This is a genomic window from Nocardia sp. NPDC102475, assembly GCF_055584605.1.
The window spans coordinates 1-20250 of sequence record NZ_JBVJLS010000042.1 but is presented as its reverse complement, the minus strand read 5'-3'; the positions used below and the strand labels follow the sequence as shown (position 1 = coordinate 20250).

At 65.3% G+C, this 20250-nt stretch carries 24 protein-coding genes and 1 tRNA gene; 9 read left to right on the top strand and 16 right to left on the bottom strand.

Annotation, left to right across the window (positions count from 1 at the left end; translation table 11 throughout):
* Positions 1–159: 159 nt before the first annotated feature.
* From ACZ60G_RS42105 to ACZ60G_RS42090, 4 genes are read right to left on the bottom strand one after another with little or no spacing between them, the layout of a single operon-like run.
* Positions 160–510: a YrdB family protein gene (locus ACZ60G_RS42105; protein WP_465817743.1), complete on the bottom strand. Its 351-nt coding sequence runs from the start codon at positions 508–510 to the stop codon at positions 160–162.
* Positions 511–536: 26 nt separating this feature from the next.
* A complete protein-coding gene (locus tag ACZ60G_RS42100; protein WP_465817741.1) occupies positions 537–2630 on the bottom strand; it encodes an MMPL family transporter in 2094 nt (697 codons plus the stop codon).
* A complete protein-coding gene (locus ACZ60G_RS42095; protein ID WP_465817739.1) occupies positions 2631–3164 on the bottom strand; it encodes a WKL family lipoprotein in 534 nt (177 codons plus the stop codon).
* A complete protein-coding gene (locus ACZ60G_RS42090; RefSeq protein ID WP_040691095.1) occupies positions 3165–3521 on the bottom strand; it encodes a hypothetical protein in 357 nt (118 codons plus the stop codon).
* Between the two features lie 154 nt (positions 3522–3675).
* Here ACZ60G_RS42090 and ACZ60G_RS42085 point away from each other — a divergent pair, with 154 nt between their 5' ends.
* The 4 genes from ACZ60G_RS42085 (at position 3676) to ACZ60G_RS42070 (ending at position 7137) form a co-directional block, all read left to right on the top strand.
* The gene (locus ACZ60G_RS42085; RefSeq protein ID WP_465817737.1) at positions 3676–4734 is read left to right on the top strand and encodes a YncE family protein; all 1059 of its coding nucleotides are present in this window, start codon (positions 3676–3678) and stop codon (positions 4732–4734) included.
* Positions 4734–4979: a DUF5703 family protein gene (locus ACZ60G_RS42080; RefSeq protein WP_040691094.1), complete on the top strand. Its 246-nt coding sequence runs from the start codon at positions 4734–4736 to the stop codon at positions 4977–4979. Before ACZ60G_RS42085 ends, ACZ60G_RS42080 begins: the two co-directional genes overlap by 1 nt.
* A 4-nt stretch (positions 4980–4983) precedes the next feature.
* The gene (locus ACZ60G_RS42075; protein ID WP_465817734.1) at positions 4984–6060 is read left to right on the top strand and encodes a quinone-dependent dihydroorotate dehydrogenase; all 1077 of its coding nucleotides are present in this window, start codon (positions 4984–4986) and stop codon (positions 6058–6060) included.
* 111 nt (positions 6061–6171) lie between these two features.
* Positions 6172–7137 carry a PfkB family carbohydrate kinase gene (locus ACZ60G_RS42070; protein WP_465817732.1) on the top strand — a complete coding sequence of 322 codons (966 nt, stop codon included), beginning with the start codon at positions 6172–6174 and terminating at the stop codon, positions 7135–7137.
* Between the two features lie 70 nt (positions 7138–7207).
* On the opposite strand, the gene ACZ60G_RS42065 is transcribed toward ACZ60G_RS42070, so the two are convergent.
* From ACZ60G_RS42065 to ACZ60G_RS42055, 3 genes are read right to left on the bottom strand one after another with little or no spacing between them, the layout of a single operon-like run.
* Positions 7208–7600, bottom strand: coding sequence for a hypothetical protein (locus ACZ60G_RS42065; RefSeq protein ID WP_465817731.1), 393 nt, complete (start codon positions 7598–7600; stop codon positions 7208–7210).
* Positions 7597–7881 (bottom strand): hypothetical protein, encoded by a 285-nt coding sequence (locus ACZ60G_RS42060; protein WP_433520270.1) that lies wholly within the window; start codon positions 7879–7881, stop codon positions 7597–7599. Before ACZ60G_RS42060 ends, ACZ60G_RS42065 begins: the two co-directional genes overlap by 4 nt.
* Positions 7878–8165 carry a hypothetical protein gene (locus tag ACZ60G_RS42055; protein WP_465817729.1) on the bottom strand — a complete coding sequence of 96 codons (288 nt, stop codon included), beginning with the start codon at positions 8163–8165 and terminating at the stop codon, positions 7878–7880. The genes ACZ60G_RS42060 and ACZ60G_RS42055 overlap by 4 nt, the downstream gene beginning before the upstream one ends.
* A 463-nt stretch (positions 8166–8628) precedes the next feature.
* Between ACZ60G_RS42055 and ACZ60G_RS42050 the strand changes: the two genes are divergently transcribed.
* The 3 genes from ACZ60G_RS42050 (at position 8629) to ACZ60G_RS42040 (ending at position 11503) form a co-directional block, all read left to right on the top strand.
* Positions 8629–10131 (top strand): PfkB family carbohydrate kinase, encoded by a 1503-nt coding sequence (locus ACZ60G_RS42050; RefSeq protein ID WP_465817727.1) that lies wholly within the window; start codon positions 8629–8631, stop codon positions 10129–10131.
* 324 nt (positions 10132–10455) lie between these two features.
* Positions 10456–11052, top strand: coding sequence for a GTP cyclohydrolase II (locus ACZ60G_RS42045; protein ID WP_465817794.1), 597 nt, complete (start codon positions 10456–10458; stop codon positions 11050–11052).
* A 118-nt stretch (positions 11053–11170) separates the two neighbouring features.
* Positions 11171–11503 (top strand): hypothetical protein, encoded by a 333-nt coding sequence (locus ACZ60G_RS42040; RefSeq protein WP_465817725.1) that lies wholly within the window; start codon positions 11171–11173, stop codon positions 11501–11503.
* Between the two features lie 53 nt (positions 11504–11556).
* Here ACZ60G_RS42040 and ACZ60G_RS42035 read toward each other — a convergent pair whose 3' ends face one another.
* Together ACZ60G_RS42035 and ACZ60G_RS42030 are read right to left on the bottom strand one after the other, a co-directional pair.
* The gene (locus tag ACZ60G_RS42035) at positions 11557–12093 is read right to left on the bottom strand and encodes a YbhB/YbcL family Raf kinase inhibitor-like protein (RefSeq protein WP_465817723.1); all 537 of its coding nucleotides are present in this window, start codon (positions 12091–12093) and stop codon (positions 11557–11559) included.
* 18 nt (positions 12094–12111) lie between these two features.
* Positions 12112–13473 (bottom strand): M20/M25/M40 family metallo-hydrolase, encoded by a 1362-nt coding sequence (locus ACZ60G_RS42030; protein ID WP_083897936.1) that lies wholly within the window; start codon positions 13471–13473, stop codon positions 12112–12114.
* Positions 13474–13644: 171 nt separating this feature from the next.
* Between ACZ60G_RS42030 and ACZ60G_RS42025 the strand changes: the two genes are divergently transcribed.
* The gene (locus ACZ60G_RS42025) at positions 13645–14520 is read left to right on the top strand and encodes a lysophospholipid acyltransferase family protein (protein WP_465817721.1); all 876 of its coding nucleotides are present in this window, start codon (positions 13645–13647) and stop codon (positions 14518–14520) included.
* 4 nt (positions 14521–14524) lie between these two features.
* Here ACZ60G_RS42025 and ACZ60G_RS42020 read toward each other — a convergent pair whose 3' ends face one another.
* Complete coding sequence (locus tag ACZ60G_RS42020; RefSeq protein ID WP_063043951.1) at positions 14525–14881, bottom strand: winged helix-turn-helix transcriptional regulator; 357 nt, start codon at positions 14879–14881, stop codon at positions 14525–14527.
* Positions 14882–15037: 156 nt separating this feature from the next.
* On the opposite strand from ACZ60G_RS42020, the gene ACZ60G_RS42015 reads away from it, so the two are divergent.
* Positions 15038–15122, top strand: a tRNA-Leu gene (locus ACZ60G_RS42015).
* 309 nt (positions 15123–15431) lie between these two features.
* Here the strand turns inward: ACZ60G_RS42015 and ACZ60G_RS42010 are convergent.
* Genes ACZ60G_RS42010 through ACZ60G_RS41985 form a run of 6 tightly spaced genes read right to left on the bottom strand, consistent with a single transcriptional unit; the run spans position 15432 to position 20150 of the window.
* Positions 15432–16151 carry a maleylpyruvate isomerase family mycothiol-dependent enzyme gene (locus ACZ60G_RS42010; protein WP_465817719.1) on the bottom strand — a complete coding sequence of 240 codons (720 nt, stop codon included), beginning with the start codon at positions 16149–16151 and terminating at the stop codon, positions 15432–15434.
* Positions 16152–16164: 13 nt separating this feature from the next.
* Complete coding sequence (locus tag ACZ60G_RS42005; RefSeq protein WP_465817717.1) at positions 16165–17001, bottom strand: fumarylacetoacetate hydrolase family protein; 837 nt, start codon at positions 16999–17001, stop codon at positions 16165–16167.
* Between the two features lie 4 nt (positions 17002–17005).
* A complete protein-coding gene (locus ACZ60G_RS42000) occupies positions 17006–18094 on the bottom strand; it encodes a cupin domain-containing protein (RefSeq protein WP_465817715.1) in 1089 nt (362 codons plus the stop codon).
* A gap of 15 nt (positions 18095–18109) precedes the next feature.
* Positions 18110–18781, bottom strand: a complete 672-nt coding sequence (locus tag ACZ60G_RS41995) for an MBL fold metallo-hydrolase (RefSeq protein WP_465817713.1) — start codon at positions 18779–18781, stop codon at positions 18110–18112.
* 3 nt (positions 18782–18784) lie between these two features.
* Positions 18785–19462 (bottom strand): maleylpyruvate isomerase family mycothiol-dependent enzyme, encoded by a 678-nt coding sequence (locus tag ACZ60G_RS41990; RefSeq protein WP_465817712.1) that lies wholly within the window; start codon positions 19460–19462, stop codon positions 18785–18787.
* On the bottom strand, positions 19452–20150 hold the full coding sequence (locus ACZ60G_RS41985) for a class II aldolase/adducin family protein (protein WP_465817710.1): 699 nt from the start codon (positions 20148–20150) through the stop codon (positions 19452–19454). The genes ACZ60G_RS41990 and ACZ60G_RS41985 overlap by 11 nt, the downstream gene beginning before the upstream one ends.
* Positions 20151–20250: the final 100 nt, after the last annotated feature.

The window sequence follows — 20250 nt, the reverse complement described above, 5'->3', positions numbered from 1 at the left end:
TCGCTGGACGATTCGCCGCTCGAAACCCACTGCATGGCGACGAAGCCCGGCCACGCAAGGCGTTGCCCGCCCGAACTTATTCGGAGTTGTGCCCACGAAGCCGATGACATGCTCGATCGGGTTCAGCGAGGATTTGGGTTCGACTGCGGACAGTCGATCTCAGGCTTGATGCCACAGCAACCGCAGTCCGCCGTTGATCGCCCACAGCGCGAAGAACACGATTCCGGTAAGTGCTGTGCAGGCAAACCCGATCAGGACGGCCGCGCCGCCGAACCAGACGATCTCCAATAGAGCACGCCACGGGCCGGTGAGCGGGTATCGCGCATTCTTGCCGCCACCCGCGGCGAACTGCGCCCACACCACGATGAATACCGCGGCGGCGCCGATTCCGGCGATGATGCGCACGATGGGATTCGTATCGAGGGTGAAACCCCAGATCGCGGCTCCGGCAAGCACCCCCAATTCCAGCAGGAACATCAGGCCCAGGTTCGCGCCCTTGACCACAGTCATTCTCGATCCTCTCGCCCGCTGAGCGCTCAACGCCAGATCAGCTTCAGCACCGCGGGTGTCAACAGCATGCGGATCACGGACGCGTCCAGCACCAGCGCCGCGATCATGCCGTAGGCGATGTACTTCATCAACACCAGATCGGAGAAGCCGAACGCACCGGTCACCACGATGAGAATCGCTGCGGCAGAAGTGATTACGCCGCCGGTGTGGGCTATGCCGTAACGGATGGCTTCCGACGGCGACGCGCCGTCCGCGCGTGCCTCGGCCATCCGCGACAACAGGAACACCTCGTAGTCGGTGGACAGCCCGAACACCACCGTCACGATCAACGCCAGCACCGCGAACATCAGCGGCCCCGGCGTGAAGTCGAAGATCCCGGCCCCGTGCCCCTCGACGAACACCCAGGTGAGCACGCCCAGTGTGGAGGCCAGACTCAATGCGCTCATCGAAACGGCCTTGAGTGCCAGCACAATCGAACGAAATGCCAGATACAACATCACCAACGCCGCCACCGCCAGGAGACCGACCAGCAACGGTAGTCGCACGAGCAACCCATTGATGCTGTCGCGCTCGAGTGCGGGCACACCGGTCACCATGATGTCCACCCCGGAAGGTTCCGGAATCGCCCGCAGCGCGTCGATCACCGCGTCCGCATTGCGCTTGTCGGCGAGACCGGCGTTGAGCACATTGATCCCGTCCTCGGTCGGTGCGCTCGGTTCGAAACGGCCGGTTAGACCGTGAATCCGGCTGGCTTCGTAGCGGATATCGCCGAGCTGCTGCGGATTCGCACCCACCACCACCAGCTTGATCGGCTCGGTGCGAAAACTCGGGAACAACTCGTCGAACCGTTCCTGCGCGACGCGCGCCGGATTGTCTTGGGACAGATACCGTTCACTGATTCCGCCGAACTCGATATTGCGAATCGGAACGATCAGTGCGAGCAGCCCGAGCACAATCGGTACGACAACCGTCCACGGCCGCCGCATCGCCCGCGTCGCCAACCGCGAGAAGAATCCGGCGTCGATCTGCGCCTCGGTTTTGGTGCGTGAGAACCGATGCCAACCCCACAGGTCGATCCGCCGCCCGACAATGCTCAGCACCGCCGGCAGCGCCGTCACCGACAGCAGCGCGGCGAGCAGCACCGAACTGATGCCGCCATAGGGCACCGACCGCAATACCCCGTTCGGGAAGATGAACAACGCCGCCAAGCTGATCGCGATGATCGCGGCCGAGAACAGCACGGTGCGCCCGGCCGTGGCGACAGTGCGCGCCGTCGCATCCTCCACGCTGTGCCCGGCGGCCAACTCCTCCCGGAACCGGGTCACCGTGAACAGCCCGTAGTCGATCGCCAACCCCAGACTCACCAAGGTGACCACCGCACTGGCGAACACATTCACGTCGATGTGATCGGTGAGCATCCGGATGGTGCCCTGGGTGCCGAGCACGGTCATCCCGCCGATCAGCACCGGCAGCAATGCCCCGACGACCCCGCCGAAAACGAAATACAACAGGATCGCCACGATCGGCAGCGCGATGATCTCGGCCCGGCGAATGTCGTCCTGCATGCCTTGATTGATGCCCTCGACAATCGGCTGCAGCCCGGCCAACTGCACCGTGGTGCCGCCGGGTCCGCCGCCCGCGCGCCCAGCGCCCAACTCGCCCTTGATCGCGGTGTAGTTCTCGACCGTCGCGGTGCCTTCCCCGCGCAATCCGACACTGGCGAAGGCGTGGGTGTGCGAGGCGTCGGTGGCCTGCGCGGCGAAGGGGCTGTCCCAGTAACTGTCGATCTTCAGGACCCGGTCGGGGTGGCGGGCCAGCAGTTGCTTCAGCGAATTCGTCACTGCCGCACGCACTGTCGGGTCGTCGACGGTCATACCCTCGGGCGCGGTGTAGAGCAGGATGATGTCGCTGTCGGTATCGCGGCCGAAGGTGGCATCGGCGATCTTGGCGGCTGCCACCGATTCACTGCTCTCGTCGAACCAGCCCTCCTGGGTCAGCCTGCCCGCCAGATCTCGGCCGTACCAGCCCGAGAGCAGCACCACGACAATGGCTGTGCCCAACACCAGATAACGGTGGCGGTGGATGAGACGCCCCCACCGCAGCGAGCCGGATTCGATCATCTAGCCGCAGGCCGCGGTGCGATAGTCGGCCGAGCGCAGAATGCCGCACAGGTCGGTGCGCGAGATCTTCCACTTGCCGTCGAGCAGCACGAAATGCACAACGGTGGTGCGGACCGCGGTGCCGCTGCCGTCCTTGTCCAGCCGCATCGTCGCGGTCAGCGTGCCGTCGCGGTTGTCGAAGACCGGGTCGGTGACGCCGTAGATGGCGCGTGGATTGTCCTGCAGTGCCCGGTACATATCCGGGATGGCGTCGCGGAAGGCCTCGCCGTCCTCGATGAGGTCGGTGCGCTCGGAGTCGGGTAGCGCCGGATCCAGGGCGCGTTTGATCTGCGCGTCCAATTCGGCGGCCGTCGGCAGCGGTCGGTGCGCGGCGCTCGAGGAGACCGCGATCGAGGACGACAGCGAGGCGTTGGCCGAGGAACGCGCGGCATCGACCGAGGCCTCGTCCGGTCCGGTGCTGCACGCCGCAGCCACCGCGACGAGGGCGGCCGCGGTCAGCGCGGAACGGATGAATCGTGTGGTTGGCATCACCATCTACATACCATCTATGACTGAACTGATCCGGCCCAGCAGGGCCCGCACGGTTGTCATGTCCCGATCCGGGACCGCCTCGACCGGTTCCGCGTCCGGAATCATGTCGCGCACCAGCGCCACGACACTGCGCTCGTCGTCGAGGTCGATATCGGTGGCGCGGGCCTGCGCGACGGCGACCACATCCTCCGGTCCCGGTACGTCGCTGTCGAGGTCGGCGCGGTAGATCTCCAGCACCACGGTGGAGCGCACGGTGCGGAAGGCGTAGGGCCTGCCATCGGCCGTGGTGCCGAATCCGTGAGCAAACGGACCAACGGTTATGTCATCGATGGCAAATCCCGATGGATGGTCGGCTTTCAACCGGATCTCCCTGAATTGGACATTGTTTCGAGTCAACCGTAACCCCCATCGCCGACATTCTCCGTCAGCGACGACCCCGGTAGGCCGGTCACGTGCGCCATCATGGTCAGATGGTGCGGTAGCGGATGATTCGTCGTAGTAAGGAGTTCGGTGGATGCGCCCACATGGTTCGCTGCCCGCAGCGCTCGCTGGTGTGGTGGTGCTGGCGCTGATCGCCGGATGTTCCTCCGATTCCGATAGCGACAAGCTCGAGACCCGACCGGCGGCCACCGCGGCGGTTGCCCCTGAGCGGCGCGCGCAACCCGCCGGGGATGTGTGGGGGCTCGACAACCCGGTCGGCGCACTGTTCGCCGAGGCGGGCACCGGACGACTGGTTGCACTCGAAGCGAGCCACGACACCAGCACGATGTTGTTCGTCATCGACCCCGCAACGTTCACCCGTGTCGATCCCACCGGCGCGCCGGACGTGCAGATGCGCACCCTCCTGCTGCCCGCCCATGGTGTCGGCTTGGCGCAGGGCAAGCCGGGCGAATTGCTGATTCCCGGCGACCACCGGATCATGCGCGTCGACATCACCTCCGGCGTCACCACTGAGGTGCCCGTAGACGGCGATGCCAGATCGGTGCGCTATCGCGACGACGGCACGATGTTCGTCGGCACCGCAGACGGCAAGGTGCGCGAACTGTCCCCCGACGGCAAGGTCGCCGAAACCATCTCCGGCCTGGCCTCCGCCGACGCACTCGCCATCACCGGCGACCATGTCTCGGTCCTGGACCGCCGCCAGACCTCGCTCACCCAGCTCGACCTCGGCAAAGACCGCCTCGGCCTGGCACTGCGCGCGGGTGACGGCGCCACCAATCTGGTCACCGACCCGTTCGGCCGGATCATCGTCACCGACACTGCGGGCGACGAACTGCTGGTCTACACTGCCGGACCGCTCGTGCTGCGGCAGCGATTCCCGGTAGGATCGTCGCCTTACGCGCTTGCCTACGATCAGCGGTCCGACACCGTGTGGGTGACGTGTACCCAGAGCAACGAAGTCGTCGGATTCGACCTGTCGACGGGTATACCGAAAGAGGTGGGCCGTTATCCGACGGTTCGACAGCCGAACTCGGTGACCATCGACGAGCGCACCGGTGACCTGTTCGTCGGTTCCGCGACCGGAGACGGTCTGCAACGGATCCGCGCGGACCAGCGGAAGAAAGGGCAGTGATGGCGCCACAATCACGCGCAGCGCTACCGGCGAGCTGGGAAACCACCAGTGACGACTACGAATACGTGCCGCTGCGGCTCCCACCGGAGGTGACCCGGGTGACGGCATCGATGCGGCTGGCCATCCAAGCCGAATTCGGCGGCTGGGAACTGTCGCGAGTGCGCGCATACACCGACGGCAGCAGGCGGGTGCTGCTGCGGCGGCGAAAAACCGCACTACTACCCCAGCCCGAACCGGGAATGTGAGGCCATGTATTCACTGCTGCTGCGCCTGATGTTCCTGCTGCCGCCGGAACGCATCCACCATCTGGCGTTCACGGCCATGCGGCTGGCCGCCCGGTTCGCGCCGTCGCGCTGGGCGATGACCAGAGTGCTGACCACCGACGATCCGATCCTGCGCAACCATGCCTTCGGCATCGACTTCCCGGCGCCGCTCGGGCTGGCCGCCGGATTCGACAAGAACGCCGACGGTGTGAACGCCTGGGCGCCATTGGGGTTCGGATTCGCCGAAATCGGCACCGTCACCGCGCAGGCCCAGCCCGGCAATCCCGCACCGCGGCTGTTCCGGCTGCCCGCCGACCACGGTCTGATCAACCGGATGGGTTTCAACAACCACGGCGCGGCCGCCGCGGCCGAACATCTGCGCAACCGCCGCGGCGGGGTGCCGATCGGCGCGAATATCGGTAAGACGAAAATCGTCGAACCCGCCGACGCCGCAGCCGACTATGCGGTGAGCGCGTCGCTGCTCGGGCCGCTGGCCGACTTCGTCGTCGTCAATGTCAGCTCGCCCAACACCCCAGGCCTGCGGGATCTGCAGGCCGTCGAATCCCTGCGCCCGGTCCTGCAGGCCGTCCTCGACAGCGTCGAGGTCCCGGTGCTGGTGAAAATCGCTCCCGACCTGTCCGACGACGATGTCGACGCCGTCGCCGATCTCGCCGTCGAACTAGGGCTGGCCGGGATCGTCGCCACCAACACCACCATCCGCCGCGACGGCCTGCGCACCGATGCCGCCGAGGTCGCGGCCATGGGCGCGGGTGGTCTGTCCGGGCCCCCGGTCGCCGAGCGTTCCCTGGAAGTGCTGCGCCGGCTCTACCGCCGCGTCGGCGACCATCTGGTGCTGATCTCGGTCGGCGGCATCGAAACCGCCGACCAGGCCTGGGAGCGCATCCTCGCCGGCGCCACCCTGCTGCAGGGCTACACCGGTTTCATCTACGGCGGACCATTCTGGATGCGCCACATCCACCGCGGTATCGCCCAGCGACTGCGCGAGGCGGGTTACCACTGCATCGCCGAGGCAGTCGGCGCGGACCACGTCGCACGTACCTGATCCCGACCGGTCGTTTCGTGCGGCCGATGTATTGTTGCGGGACATGCTATTTCGCGCGTGCGCGGCCTAAGCTGGTGTGCGGCAAGTCGATAGCACCATAGGGGGCGGCGCATGGTCACCGGTGCCGAACAGTGGCGTCCGCGCGGCGTGGTCACCGTGATCGGTGACGCGGTCATCGATCACATCTACCGCACGGACACCATGCCCTCCGAAGGCTCCGAGGCAAGCGGGACATTCGAGGCGCAAGTGGGTGGCAAGGGACTCAATCGGGCCGTCGCGGCGGCCCGCCTCGGCTTGCGAGTCCGTCTGGTAACCGTGATCGGAGACGACGACAGCGGCCGTCGCATCATCGAGTATCTGCGGCGCGAGAACGTCGACACCGGACTGGTCAAGGTCGTTCCCGGAACCACACCGGTTGCCGTCGTGATGGTCGATCGCAATGGCGCGGGGGCATTCATCGGCCGGGTCGACGGCGCCAAGCTCGGCACCGCGGATCTGCGCAGCGAGCAGGTTTGCGCAGCGATCGCGTCCTCGGATGCTGTGCTGCTGACCTTCGAATTGCCGACCCAGGTCATCAACGAGGCACTATCGATGATCCGTGCGACGCCGCAGCGCCCACGCCTTCTGGTTCACCCCGCGCCCCCTGTCGAGAATCTTCAGGACCTCGAACATCACTTCGAGCCGATCGACTACCTGAACGGAAGTTCGTGGGAACTCGGCGAATTGGCCGGCGACAGCGATAGCGTCGGCGTCGAGCAATTCGCGACGACCATCGCGCCCGCGCTACTGGCACGCGGCGCATACTGCGTCTGCCAGGTGGAGCAACTCGCCTGCCGGGTCCGCTCCGGCACCCTTCAACTCGACCTTTCGGCGCGGCCGGAGGCGCCATCCCCCGCGGCCGGCGCGGCATTCGACGCGGCGCTGGCCTACCGACTCATGCGGACCGGGCAGCCCGCGGACCGTGCGGATTTCGAGTGGGCGACCGCCGCGATGGCGGCAACCCGAACGACCAGCCCTCTCGCCGACGGGATGCCGACCATGCACGAGATCGATCGGATCGTCGCACCGACTCGCTGACGCAGCTTCCTCACCACGACGGCACCGGCCGCCTCCCCTCCCGGCGGCCGATGCCTCGCGGCGCCGCACGCTATCGGAACACCCACGGTGTCCGGTCTGCGTGCAGCGACATCCGGGAGTGCCCCGCGGATTCGCAGTCCGCCGGATCGTCCGGAATCCCGTTGGGACGCGGGCGTAGTCGAGCCAGCATCCGCTTCGACAGCAGGATCACCGCCTGCTCCCAGATGATGCCGACCCGCCCGGCCAGAATGGCCGCGTCGGCGTGGGCATGCCGATCGTGCACGATGTCCGGATCGCTGAGGATTTCGTCGAGTTCCATGCCCGCCAGCGCCTGTTCGCGGGTCAGCAGTCGATCCGGCAGCCAGCTCAGTCGCCAGACCGCGGCCCCCGACCCGGTCTGGCGGTATGCCGACTCGGGGGTGATATCGCTGATCATGGTCCAGTCGGTGGTGTCGACGGTCATGGGTGCCTCCGGTGTAGCAATTCGAGCCCGATGAGCTCGAGGGGTATTCCGATCTGGCCGGCGCAATAGAAGGCCCGTGCGTGAACCGTCGAGTCGTGCCGGAAATCCTGGGTGCTGAAGATCTCCGCGAGATCCATCCCCGCCAAAGCTTGTTCCCGCGTCAGCAGCCGTTCGGGCAGCCAGCTCAGCCGCCACGACTTGGCCCACTTGTCCGCCAGCCGGTAGGCCGACTCCGCGGTGAGATCGCTGGTCATCGACCAGTGAGTTACGTAGATGGTCACGAATGGCTCCTGTCGAGCATCCGTTGGTGCAGCGTGTGCAGTGCCTGCTGCACGGTGATACCGAGTTGATCGGCCAATGCACGCGCGTGCGCGTCGTGGTCCGATGCCGGGTCCGGGTCGCTCAGAATCTCCTGCAATTGCATTCCGGCCCAGGCCTGTTCGCGGGTCAGCTGGTCGGGTACCCAGCTCAATCGCCATGCCGGTTCTTCGCGCCCTGCCCGCCACGCCCATTCGTCGGGCGTGACGCTGCTGGTCATCGACCGGCTGCATTCGTAGATCGTCACGGCTGTCTCCAGGGGTGCCAGAGCTGTCGCCGACCGCATTTCGGGCGCACTGAGCCCCGGTCGACCGCTGCGTCGCGGTCAGCCGGGGCTCGCTGCTGTCGGATGGAGCAGGCGACGAAGTCGGCTTGATCGGCTGAAATGTCGTCCCGGCGAACGTGATTCGTTCGCCTAGACCGTGGCGCGGTTCGGAACGAGCTCGGTTTCGGCACCGCCGGCCCTTGGCTCCCCGCGCCGCCGTGCGTGCCGTATCAGCAGAATCACTCTCATCACCAGGCCCTCCCGAGTCATCTGGCGGACGACACTTGGTCGCCGTAATTCAGTGTGGCATTTGCCATTCACTACGGTCAATTGCCGTTGTAAGTTGGTAATTGCCGGTTCGCTCGACGGCTAAACCCCGGACGATTGGCATATCGTGAGAAGGGCACAGGAAACGATCGCAACGTCATGGAGGACAGGCCCGCCTATGGTCCAGCAGGACTCTCGCACGGTTGCCATCCGCAACATCCTCACCAGGCTCAGCAAACGCTCGGGGCTGAGTGCGGATCGGTTGCGTACCACGGAAATCGATGTTGCTCCCCTGCTGGATCTACCGGTCATCAGAGAGCGCGCGCAGCAGGATGGCAAATCGGCGGAGGAGGCCGTGCTGCCGGTCGTCACCGAGCTGGCGCGGCAGCTGGATCCCACCAACCGATTGATCGCCGACGCGGAGCTGTCACTCGGACTGCTGCGTGAAAAGCATCCGGCCGGAATAGATCTCGCACGTCTGTATGCCGCCGACCTCGGTGAGCGCCGGGAGTACCTGACAGCACAGTGGCGGATGCTGCACGAGGCGATAGGAGCCGAGTCCATCCCGGACGCGCCGTCGGTGCGGTCGCTGCGCGCAACACCCGAACGTCGTGCATTCACCGCATTGGCAGGTCGGCTCGCGGCCGCTTCGACGTATTCGGTGTCGAACTACCGATTCACGCCGGAGCCGAAAGTGCTTATCACGCTGCCGGACTCGCGGCCGAATCGAGGCGTGGTCACGGTCATCGGGTCGGCGGTGATCGACCACATTTATCGGATCAACAACATTCCATCGGCGGGCAAATCCACACCGGGCAGCTTCGAGGTACATGCCGGCGGAAAAGGCCTGAACCGCGCGGTCGCCGCCGCCCGACTCGGGCTGCGTGTGCGGTTGGTCTCGACTATCGGTGACGATGACGCGGGCAGACACATCCTCAGCTACCTCACCGCGGAAAATGTCGATACCGAGTTGGTCAGGGTGGTGCCCGGCGCGCAGACGAACGTAACAGCGGTCATGATCACCAGCACCGGTGTATCCAGCAAGATCGGTTGCGAAGACGACCGTATCCGGCAGGCCGCGCATGAAATGCGGGATCCCAGGATCCGCGATGCGATCGAATCCTCGGACGCGGTCATGCTGACCTTCGAGCAGCCGGCGGATGCGATCCGAAGCGTCTTGGCCGCAGTTCGTGGCATGGCGAATCGGCCGTCGTTGGTCGTGCACCCGTCGCCGCCGGTCGCATCGCCGCAGTATCTCTACGAGTATCTCGATGCTGTCGACTACCTCGTGGGCGCGACGTGGGATTTGCGCAAGATGCTGCCCGGAGATTCCAGTGCGGCCGGACCGGAAGTTGCCCAACGCCTGCGCAGCCTCGGTGTGCGAGCGGTTTGTGTCATCGATGGGTTTCGATGCACGGTGCGCTCCGGCGAGGTCAATGCTGACATCGCGGATTTTCCTGTCGCGCTCGAGGATTCGCCGGGTGCCGCAGCGGCGTTCTCGGCGGCGCTGGCATATCAGCTCGTCACCACCCGTCGACCGGCCGATGAACGGGCATTTCGTTGGGCTACAGCAGCCATGGTCGCGACCCAGTCGTTCGGTGATATTCCGGACGCCATGCCTTCAGCTCGTGACATCGACCGAATTGTCCAGCTCGCCGGCGAAGGCGGGGCGGGCGCATAACAACCGACGGCGCGGCTGGAGATATTTACCATGCGTTAACCCGGATCGCGCTAGCATTCGGTTCGTTCGCATGACCGCCCGCAGATCTGCGCTGCGGGCCTGCAGTGTTGGCAAACCAGCAGCAAGCCTAACTGTCTTTTTCGCTTCGGAGGAGCATTGACCACAGCTGTGCCGACGCTCGGCGATACCGCCCACCAGTTCGCCCGCAAGGGGCATGAACTGCAGGTTCGTGTGATGGAGGTGGTCGGTGGAGCCGAGTACGGGCACGTGCTTGTCTTCGGCGAGGTCGCGGACGGGTGCCTCGTCCGGGTTCATTCGCGTTGCCTGTACGGCGAAGCACTTCGCTCGGATGACTGTGACTGCGGACCCGAACTCGAGAAGGCCCTGGATCTGATCTGGGCAGCAGGCAGCGGGGTGCTCGTTTATCTGGAGCAAGAAGGGCGCGGTGCCGGGCTGATCGCCAAAGCGCTCGGCTACCGGCACAGCGAGCGCTTGGGAACCGACACATTCGCCAGCTATGAGGCGCTCGGCTACTTGGCGGATGCGCGCACCTACATCCACGCGGCCAAGAGCCTACTGGAGCTCGGGCTGACATCGGTGCAGTTGCTGACGAACAATCCGACCAAAGTCACCGAGCTCCGAGAGGCGGGCTTGTCGGTGATCGCGGTGCCGTTGCGGACTCGTCCGCTGAGCAAACGGGCAGCAGCCTACTTGGATGCCAAACGCCGTCAGCGCCGTCATTGGATCCCGACCGACGATGCGCCATGGGCCCCCGCTGATCGGGAATCAGACGTCATGGGCACCTTCGTTGCAGCGGAACGACCCAGGCCTACATTTTGGCGTCGGGTTGCGCATCTGAGCAGGTCGTGTCTTCGCCGGCGGTCGCGCCGCACATGGTCCGACCTCGGTAGCGAAACCTGAAGACCGGCGGACGAGTCAGAGCCACAGTCGAAGCAGAGACAGGTTGCCCACGATGCGGTCGTCGGGTAGTCCTGCTGCGAGGAAGTCCGCGCGGCTCTCCAAGCCGGTCAGCACGGCGATGAAGTTCAAGTTATTGCCTGCTGCGACACCGAAATCGCGGCGGCTGTCACCCACGGACACGATTTCGCCGCGCCTGCCGACGGCTACGCTGGTCACCCGCAAGGAGATCCTGGACGAGGTGCTGGCGGCGGTCGTCGCGGGTAACCGCAAGCTGTCGCGGGTCGAGCAGATCAAACGATTCACCGTGGTCGGCAAGCCGTGGGAACCGGGCGGGGATGAGCTGACTCCGACGATGAAGCTCGAGCGCAACCCGATCGCGGCGAAGTACGCCGAGGAGATCGCCTCGCTGTACACCACGCCGCTGCCCGATTCGGTGGTGAACGTCTCCTGACGATCGGTGGCCCTGAGCAAAAGCTCAGGGCCACAGTCGTTTCCCGGCAAATGCTAGGCGACCTCGTACTTTGCGACGATGGTGGCGCGGGCCACGGTGTGCGAGAACAGGTTGAAGCCGAGGAAGGCGGGTGTGCCGTTCTCGTCGATCTCCAACCGCTCCACATCCACCGCGTGCACGACGATGAAGTAGCGGTGGTGCCCGTGTCCAGCCGGCGGCGCCGCACCGACGAATCCCGGGAACGCGCCGTCATTGCGCAATGTGACCGCACCCTCGGGCAGGACACCGCCCTCACTACCCGCTCCGCGTGGCAGCGAGGTGGTGCTCCCCGGAATATTGGCCACCGCCCAGTGCCAGAAACCGGCGGCAGTCGGCGCATCCGGATCGTAGACGGTGACCGCGAAGCTCTTTGTCTCCGCGGGGAATCCGGACCAGGACAGCTGCGGCGAGACATCCTTGCCGCCCGCGCCGAAGACGCCGCTGACCTGATCGTTGCCGAAGCTCTCGCCATCGGCGACATCCTCCGAGGTCACCGTGAAGCTGGGCACCTCGGGCAGCGCGTCGTACGGGTTGTAAGAGTAGTCGGGCACGGTGGGTCCTTTCGATCGTCAGCTGTTCAACAGGAAGTGTTCCAGCACCCGGGTGCCGAATTCGAGTGCCTGCACCGGAACCCGCTCGTCGACACCGTGGAACAGTGCCGTGAAGTCCAATTCCGGTGGCAGTTGCAGCGGCGCGAAACCGAAGCAGCGAATACCCAAGCGGGCGAAGGCCTTTGCGTCGGTACCGCCGGAGAGCATATAGGGCACGGTCCGGCCCTGCGGGTCGTGGGCGAGAATGGCGGCGTTCATCGCATCGACGAGATGTCCGTCGAATGTCGTCTCGTAGGAGTCGAGTTTGGTGATCCACTCGCGCTCGACATCAGGGCCGATCAGCTCGTCCACCTCACGCTCGAACGCGGCCTGCCGCCCCGGCACGACGCGACAGTCGACGACCGCCTCGGCGGTCTGCGGGATCACATTCGCCTTGTATCCCGCCTGCAGCATGGTCGGATTCGCGGTATCGCGCAGTGTCGCGCCGATGATGCGGGAGATGGTGCCCAACTTCGCGAGCTGACCCTCGATATCGGGACTCGACGGATCGAACTCCAAGCCGGTCTCCTCGGCGACCGCGGCCAGGAATTCGGCGACCGAATCCGAAAGCACCAGGGGGAAGGTGTGTTTGCCCAGGCGCGCCACCGCGGCGGCCAGAATCGTGACGGCATTGTCCTCGTGTAGGAACGAACCGTGGCCGGCACGGGCCTTGGCCCGCAACCGCATCCAGCCGAGCCCCTTCTCGGCGGTCTCCACCAGATACAACCGACGATCGGTGCCGTCCGGGCGCGGCACGGTCAGCGAGAAGCCGCCGACCTCCCCCACCGCCTCGGTGATCCCGTCGAACAGGTCGGGCCGATTCTGCACCAGCCACTGCGAACCCCACTTGCCGCCGTTCTCCTCATCGGCGAGGAAGGCGAAGACGATATCGCGCGGCGGCACCGTCCCCTCGATCTTGAACTGGCGCGCGATGGCCAGCATCATGCCGACCATATCTTTCATATCGATCGCGCCGCGCCCCCACACATAGCCGTCGCGCACCGCACCCGAGAACGGGTGCACACTCCAGTCCGCGGCTTCGGCGGGCACCACATCCAGATGCCCGTGGATCAGCAGCGCGCCGCGGCTCGAATCGGCTCCCTTCAAGCGCGCGAACACATTCCCGCGACACGGCGCGCCCGACTCCACGTACTCGGTCGTGTACCCCGCCTGATGCAGCTGATCGGCCACCCACTGTGCACATTCGCGCTCGCCCTTGGTGGTGGCCAGATCCCCGGTGTTGGAAGTGTCGAACCGGATCAGCGTACTGACCAATTCGACCACCTCGGACACGGCACGGGATGTGGTGTTCGGACCGGATACTTCGCCAGTTGCAGACACGTACCCTTTCCTACCACCTGACACCGCCCGCAGGGTGCCATGGCGGCACCCGCCATGATCGCGAGGTGCGCAATCGCGGGTCGATTCACGCTGATCGCAATCGCGGGTGCGGTGTGGTCGCGATATTGCGGGGTATGTCTCGCTCGAACCCTTGACCGGAAAGCCGTGCCCATGAAGTTCCCGAACCTGCCATTACCGCCCATCGACAGCGCGGCCGACTGGATCGCGCGGCAGGTGCGCGCGCGGGTTCCCAAGGCGGATATGAGCGACCGGGATCCCGCCTTCATCGCATGCGCCGTCGAACCGTCCTGGCAACTGACCCGCGCGTACTTCCGCGCCGAGGTGCGCGGAATGGAGCAGATACCCGAAGACGGGCCGATACTGTTGGTCGGCAACCACTCCGGCGGCAATGTCTCGCCCGAGGCACTCGTGACCACCCTCGCGTTCGCGCACTATTTCGGACCCGAGCGGCCCTTCTACCAACTCGCCCACAATCTGGTGATGGCCGTGCCGTTCCTCGGCTCGTTCCTATCCCGCTTCGGCACGGTGGCAGCCGATCCCGACAGCGCCAAGGCCGCCCTGCGCAGTGGCGCGGCGGTGCTGGTGTATCCCGGCGGCGACTGGGAGGTACACCGCCCGACCTGGGAGGAGGACCAGCTCGATTTCGCCGGACGCACCGGATTCCTCCGACTTGCCTGGGACGAACACGTGCCGATCGTGCCGTTCGTGAACTACGGCGCCCAGCAGAACGCCCTCATGCTGACCCGTGGTGACCGGATAGCCCGGCTGCTACGGCTGGATCGGACACTGCGGTTGAAGGTGTTCCCGATTTCGCTGGCGCTGCCGTGGGGGCTGAATATCAGCGACCTCGCCGGGCATATCCCATTGCCGACGAAAGTGACCGTCGAATTCCTGCCGCCGATCGACCTGCACGAGATGTTGGGGCCGGAGCTGGATCTGGATCGCGGCTACAAATACGTCACCGGGATCATGCAGGAGGCATTGTCGAGGCTGGCCGAGGAACGGACGCTGCCGATCCTGGGATGAGCCCTCACGTGGGCAGGTGTACCCGTCCGGCACCGATCCGGTCGATGCGATCACGGCCCCACGCGCCCAGCGGCTCCAGCGCCGCATTGAGGGCGATGCCCAACTCGGTCAGCCGATACTCGACCTTCGGCGGCACCTCGCGATAGATCTCACGATCCACGATGCCGTCCTCCTCCAGCTCCCGCAGCTGCTGGATCAGCATCTTCTCCGAGACGCCGGGCAGGCCCTTGCGCAGTTCGCCGAAGCGGCGCACGCCGTGATTCGCCAACTCCCACAGAATCAGCGCCTTCCACTTCCCGCCCACCACATCCATCGCCGCGTCGATGCCGCAGAAGTACGGTCCGGATCTCTTGGCACCCATCGCTACCTGTCCCACATGCGTATCGGTAAGTACTGACTTAAATAGTAGGTACTCGTCGCCGGCTCGGGCAAGGCGACCGCGCAACACCGAGAATCACCAGCTAAACCCGCGATTTGGTCAACGCCGCCACATCCGATAACCTTGCTGAGCACACCGGTCCGGGTGGCGGAATGGCAGACGCGCTAGCTTGAGGTGCTAGTGCCCTTTATCGGGCGTGGGGGTTCAAGTCCCCCTCCGGACACAGACAGTGCGTAACGTCACCCGTTCTACCTGCGGTTATACAGGAAGGGCGAGCGACGGCGTCGAGCCGAATCGGTGCAGAACCGCAGGTGGGAGCCCTATGGGGGTTCAATTCGGGTTCAGCTGAGAGAATCCTGAGAAGGCGACCGGTCGGCCCAATGGATCGTAGACCGCCAGTTCACGAATGTCGTGCCAGCCTACCGGTATCGTCAAGGCCCTTCCTTGGATGCTGCAGCACACCGCATCCGGATTCGGGGTCCAGATCGGAGCAGCGTATGTGGAACTGTTTGCGACTGGGCACCTTTCGCGTTCAGATCCAGCTGGGTGCGGCAACCGCCGGCCCTGTCGTGGTGATGCCGATCGCTCCGCGGCCGGTTACCCAGCGAGTGACCGCGGCAAGCGATCCCGTGATCATGGTGCTGGTCGAGACCTGGGGTAGAACGGTGACCGGTGCCAGATCATCGACCCGCAAGGCCAAACCCGCGCCGACATCGCGTTTGCGCCAGACACTGACGACATCGTCGAGCAGACTGCTCGAGATCACGTCGGGGAACACGTCGAAACGACCACCGTTGGCGAGATCCACCGCGTGAATCCACACCTCGCGACTGCGCATCCACAGTGTCTCCACGACCGGAACCGAACGCCCCTGCACAGTACGGACGTTCGTGTCCCAGGCCGCGTCCGGGAGGTTCCGCCATTTCTCGTCGAGCCGCGCGACTGTGTGGTCGAACAAGTTCCGCAGGGCCGCGGGCGACATAGTGGCGCCCTGCTCGATGTCCCGCCCGCGTTGCTCGGGCGAGGTATACATGCGTGTTTCGATACCCGTTGCCGCCCAGTCGAGCAGATTGCCGAGGGCGACCGCGTTGTAGCTCACATGCGCGATGAGGTGGCGGCGGGTCCAGCCTTCGAGCAGGGTCGGTTCCCCGAGTTCGGCATCGGTGAGCCCGGCGAGCCGCTCCGCGAAATAGGCGGTGCCGCGGCGGGCGAGAAGCGACTGTTCGGTGCGGGCGAGATCGTGAAATCCCATCAGCGTGAGACTCCTATTTGATGATCGTCTTGTTCCGGACCGTCCCCAGGCCCTCAATAGTGACCTCGACGGTCTCCCCGTTCTGGATGTAGACCTCGGGCTTGCGTGCGTGGCCGACACCGCCGGGAGTTCCGGTGCAGATGACGTCACCCGGTTGCAGGGTGAGGATGTGGGAGATGTACTCGATCAACTTGGCTGGCTTGAATACCAGGTCGTCGGTGGTGGTGGTCTGCACCGTGCGACCTTCGAGCTTCGTCTCGAGCGTACTGCCGAAGGTATACGAGTCCGTGGTGGTGAGGAAGGGACCGAAACCGGCGGTCTTCTCGAATGACTTGCCCTGGTCCCACTGCAGGGTGCGGGTTTGGTAGTCGCGCATCGTGTAGTCGTTGATAACCGAGTAGCCAGCGATGTACACCTCGGCGTCGGCTTCGTCCACCTGATAGGCGGTCTTGCCGATGACGACGGCGAGTTCACCCTCCCAATCACATTGCGCCGCAGCATAGGTCGGGACGATGACATCGTCGTACGGCCCGGTCAGCGCTTCCCGGAACTTGGCGAACAAGGTCGGGTAGGCGGGCAGCTCCCGCCCCATTTCCTTGATATGGGTCGCGTAGTTGAGGCCGACGCAGATGACTTTGCTGGGTTTGGGAATCACGGGGGCGTATTCGACGCCCCCGAGCACAACCGCGACACCGTCGGCCGCTTCGGCGATAGCCCGCCAATCGGGATCCGCGAGCAGCTCGGACAGATCAGCGAAACCGTCGATGACAGTGGCGAATTCGTCGCTGTCCACGCGGACGGCGGCGGTGGTTCCGGCGTTCGGATCGAGGCGTAGGGTGGCGAGTCGCATCGGATCAGGCTCCTTCGGAAATCTGGGTGCGGTCGAAGTGCAGGCGTTCGACGATCGGTGCGTCGGAGAACATGAACAGGTCCAGTCCGTGGTCGGAGTCGACCGACCATTCGGTCCAGGATGGGACGGCGATCATGTCGCCTTTCCCGATCTCGGAAACCTTGTCCCCCAGGTGGAATCGTCCGGTGCCATCGAATACCTGGTAGACCGACGAGCCGACGTCACGGCGCGGTCGGGTGTGCGCGCCGGCGCGCAGGCGGTGAAATTCGGCGCGAATGGTCGGCATGACATCACCACCGGTGGTGGGGTTGGTGTAGCGCACCGCGGCATGCCCGGGTTCGGTGGTGGCCGCGTGGCCTTCGTCCTCGAGAGCGAGCTGTTCGCGCAGTGCCGCGTCGGTGTGCTCCCACCGGTAGGCGGCGATCGGTGAGCTGGTCTTGTTGCCCAATCCGACCAGTGGACGCAGCCCGGGGTGCGCCCAGAGTCGTTCGGCGCGTGAGATATCCGGTGTGGCCTCGTCCGTGACTCCATCGGAACCGAATTCGAAGAACCCGGTGTCGGTGTAGTTGACGAACGGAATGTCGAGGCCATCGATCCATGCCATCGGCTGATCGGTCTCATTGTGGTGGCCGTGGAATGCCCAGCCCGGGGTCAGTAGGAAGTCGCCGCGACGCATCGCGACCGGATCGCCGTTGACGACCGTCCAGACGCCTTCTCCCGCCACGACGAATCGGAAAGCGTTCTGCGCGTGGCGATGCTCGGGTGCGGTTTCCTTCGGGCCCAGGTACTGAATAGCGGCCCACAGCGTCGGAGTGACGTACGGTACGCCGCCCAGACCCGGGTTGGCCAGAGCGATGGCTCGCCGTTCCCCGCCTCGTCCCACCGGGACGAGGTCGCCGGCGCGCTGCGCGATCGGATAGAGCGTGGACCACTTCCAGACGAAGGGAATCGCCTTGGACGCCGGCACCATCGGCATGAGGTCGTTGGTCTGCGTCCAGAGCGGGTTCAAGTGCTCGTCGGCGAAGTCCCGGTAAAGCTGCTCCAGGGCAGGGTCGGGTGCGGTCGCGGTGTCGACGTTTTCGATGGTGCTCATTTCTATCCGCCTTGTTCAGACCGCGTGCGCGGTGCCTGGTTCCAGAACGACGAGCTCGCAACCGTCGGGACCGAGATTCCGCAACAGCTGGTAGTGCAGTTGCTGATGAATCGGAGCGAGTCCGGCTTGGTGGATCGGGATCGCGACGCGGGGTGCGACGCCGCGCAGGAAATCGACGGCTTCGCCGATCTTCATCCACGGTCCGCCGGCCGGGATGAGCAGTACCTCGATCGCATGCCCTTCGGGGAAGGTCTCGAGGTCGTCGCCGGGATGCAGAATCGATCCATCGATGACGTAGCCATTGTTGAGGACATTCGGCAGCGCGGCGTGAATGCACGCGTGCGCGCCGCCGAGGACGTCCACCCGCACATCGGCGACCGACAGTTTGTCGCCCGGCTTCACCGTGGTAACGGTCCGGTCGAGGCCCGAAAGCAGGGCGGCGCTCGCGGAATCGGCCACGACGTCGGCGGTCGGATTGGCCGCGAGCAGTGCCGTCAATCGGTCGATGTCGATGTGGTCGGGATGGGAGTGGGTGATCAGCACCGCTGCCAGGCCACGGAGTTCTTCGAATCCGGTGGAGTAGGTGCCGGGGTCGATGAGGAGGCGGATCTCGGTGCCGGGCGCGGGGATCTCGAGTAGCACGCAGGCGTGCCCGAAGTGGGTGATCTTCATTGTTCTCGTTTCCATGGGTCAGATCCAGAACGGGAGGGTTGGCAGGCTTCCGTCCGGAGTTTCGAGTAGGCCCCCATCACCGCGGCCGGTCACCCAATCAAGCAGTCCGGCTGGGCTTCCGGTGATCTCGATGGGCCCCGGATAGTTCCCGGGCCGGGTGCGCAATGCCTGACCGGATCCGGTCGGTCGCAGCACGAGTACGGGCCAGTCATCTCTGTGTCGCACCGCTCGTACCGCGTCGGCCAGCAGCTCGTCGATCAGATCCGTGGGCAGGTCTTCGAAGCGACCACCCAGATCCACGTGATGGATGGTGACTTCACGCAGCCGCAGCCACACCAAGCGGGAAGCGGTGACCAGTTCCCCTGTGGGAGTGCGGATCAAGCGCCCCCAGTCCGCGGCGCGCAGCCCGGACACCGTCGTTGCGAGCCGGTCCGCCGAGTCGAGCGCGTCGGTGATCAGCACCGCGCCGGGCCGGTCCGCACCGGTGTCGATGGTCCATCGTCGGCCCGAATCGCGGCCGGTCAGCTGTTTGTTCACGCTGTCGGCGTGGTTCGCCAGATGGGTGACCAATGCCCCGGTGGTCCACCCGGGCAGCGCCGATTGCTCGTTGAAATCCGATTCCCAGTACTCGTCGATGGTCTCGAGCAGGCGTTTGGTCTCCGACTCGAGCCAATCAATGAGCCGATCAGGGGACATCGGCCTGCGCTGCGCGTCTGGCCAGGTACTCCCAGCCGGCGCCCAGCTGCCCCGGGTTCCAGATCTGATCACGTTTGAAGCGTGTCTCCTGCTCATCCGACCATACCTTCGATCCACCCGCAGCCAGTGCGAGAAGTTGTGTGCGACAGGCACGTTCGAGCAGTACCGCGTACATGACAGCGCTTGCGGCGTCAGGCCCGACCGTGACCGCACCGTGGTTGGGCATCAAGATGCCGTGCGCGCCACCGAGTGTCTCGGCGAGGGCGCGGCCCAGGTCCCGGGTCGCGATGAGAGCTCCGGTTTCGGTGAAGCGGGGCAGCTGCGGATAGGTGAACGGCACCGCGTCGTGCGAAATCGGTTGCAGCTCGGCGTCCATCGAAGCGAAGGCGGCGAGTGCGGGTGCGTGGGTGTGCACGACACAGCCCACATCCGTGCGCCGCGCCATGATCTCGGTGTGGATGGGAAATTCGAGGTGTCGTTTCCCCTCCCCCGTCAACACCGTACCGTCGGGCGAGACGAGGTGGACCTTGTCTGCGTCGATTTCTTCGAATCCCCAGCCGGAGGCCTTGATCCATACGCCCTTGCCCTCGGGGTCACGGACCGAGGCGTGACCCCACACCATATCGCTGAGGCCTGCGAAGGCGAGCGCACCGCTGGCCTGGATCACCTCGCGCACAACGTCGTTCACCGGTCCTCCATAAGGTTGTAGGTGTTCAGGGCCAGACGCCTTGAATGCCCAGGGCGGCAGGGTGTGGCTGATCGGTTCTTGCCGTTGGGTGGCTTGCCAG

What these genes read in the sequence shown, in the direction of transcription:
- ACZ60G_RS42095 (WP_465817739.1), bottom strand. Translation starts at nt 3,164, where the DNA reads ATGGTGATGCCAACCACACGATTCATCCGTTCCGCGCTGACCGCGGCC.
- ACZ60G_RS42010 (WP_465817719.1), bottom strand. Translation starts at nt 16,151, where the DNA reads ATGGGATTTCACGATCTCGCCCGCACCGAACAGTCGCTTCTCGCCCGC.
- ACZ60G_RS41990 (WP_465817712.1), bottom strand. Translation starts at nt 19,462, where the DNA reads ATGTCCCCTGATCGGCTCATTGATTGGCTCGAGTCGGAGACCAAACGC.
- ACZ60G_RS42040 (WP_465817725.1), top strand. Translation starts at nt 11,171, where the DNA reads ATGAAGTTCAAGTTATTGCCTGCTGCGACACCGAAATCGCGGCGGCTG.
- ACZ60G_RS42075 (WP_465817734.1), top strand. Translation starts at nt 4,984, where the DNA reads ATGTATTCACTGCTGCTGCGCCTGATGTTCCTGCTGCCGCCGGAACGC.
- ACZ60G_RS42065 (WP_465817731.1), bottom strand. Translation starts at nt 7,600, where the DNA reads ATGACCGTCGACACCACCGACTGGACCATGATCAGCGATATCACCCCC.
- ACZ60G_RS42100 (WP_465817741.1), bottom strand. Translation starts at nt 2,630, where the DNA reads ATGATCGAATCCGGCTCGCTGCGGTGGGGGCGTCTCATCCACCGCCAC.
- ACZ60G_RS42000 (WP_465817715.1), bottom strand. Translation starts at nt 18,094, where the DNA reads ATGAGCACCATCGAAAACGTCGACACCGCGACCGCACCCGACCCTGCC.
- ACZ60G_RS41995 (WP_465817713.1), bottom strand. Translation starts at nt 18,781, where the DNA reads ATGGAAACGAGAACAATGAAGATCACCCACTTCGGGCACGCCTGCGTG.
- ACZ60G_RS42105 (WP_465817743.1), bottom strand. Translation starts at nt 510, where the DNA reads ATGACTGTGGTCAAGGGCGCGAACCTGGGCCTGATGTTCCTGCTGGAA.
- ACZ60G_RS42005 (WP_465817717.1), bottom strand. Translation starts at nt 17,001, where the DNA reads ATGCGACTCGCCACCCTACGCCTCGATCCGAACGCCGGAACCACCGCC.
- ACZ60G_RS42080 (WP_040691094.1), top strand. Translation starts at nt 4,734, where the DNA reads ATGGCGCCACAATCACGCGCAGCGCTACCGGCGAGCTGGGAAACCACC.
- ACZ60G_RS42085 (WP_465817737.1), top strand. Translation starts at nt 3,676, where the DNA reads ATGCGCCCACATGGTTCGCTGCCCGCAGCGCTCGCTGGTGTGGTGGTG.
- ACZ60G_RS42070 (WP_465817732.1), top strand. Translation starts at nt 6,172, where the DNA reads ATGGTCACCGGTGCCGAACAGTGGCGTCCGCGCGGCGTGGTCACCGTG.
- ACZ60G_RS42050 (WP_465817727.1), top strand. Translation starts at nt 8,629, where the DNA reads ATGGTCCAGCAGGACTCTCGCACGGTTGCCATCCGCAACATCCTCACC.
- ACZ60G_RS42020 (WP_063043951.1), bottom strand. Translation starts at nt 14,881, where the DNA reads ATGGGTGCCAAGAGATCCGGACCGTACTTCTGCGGCATCGACGCGGCG.
- ACZ60G_RS42025 (WP_465817721.1), top strand. Translation starts at nt 13,645, where the DNA reads ATGAAGTTCCCGAACCTGCCATTACCGCCCATCGACAGCGCGGCCGAC.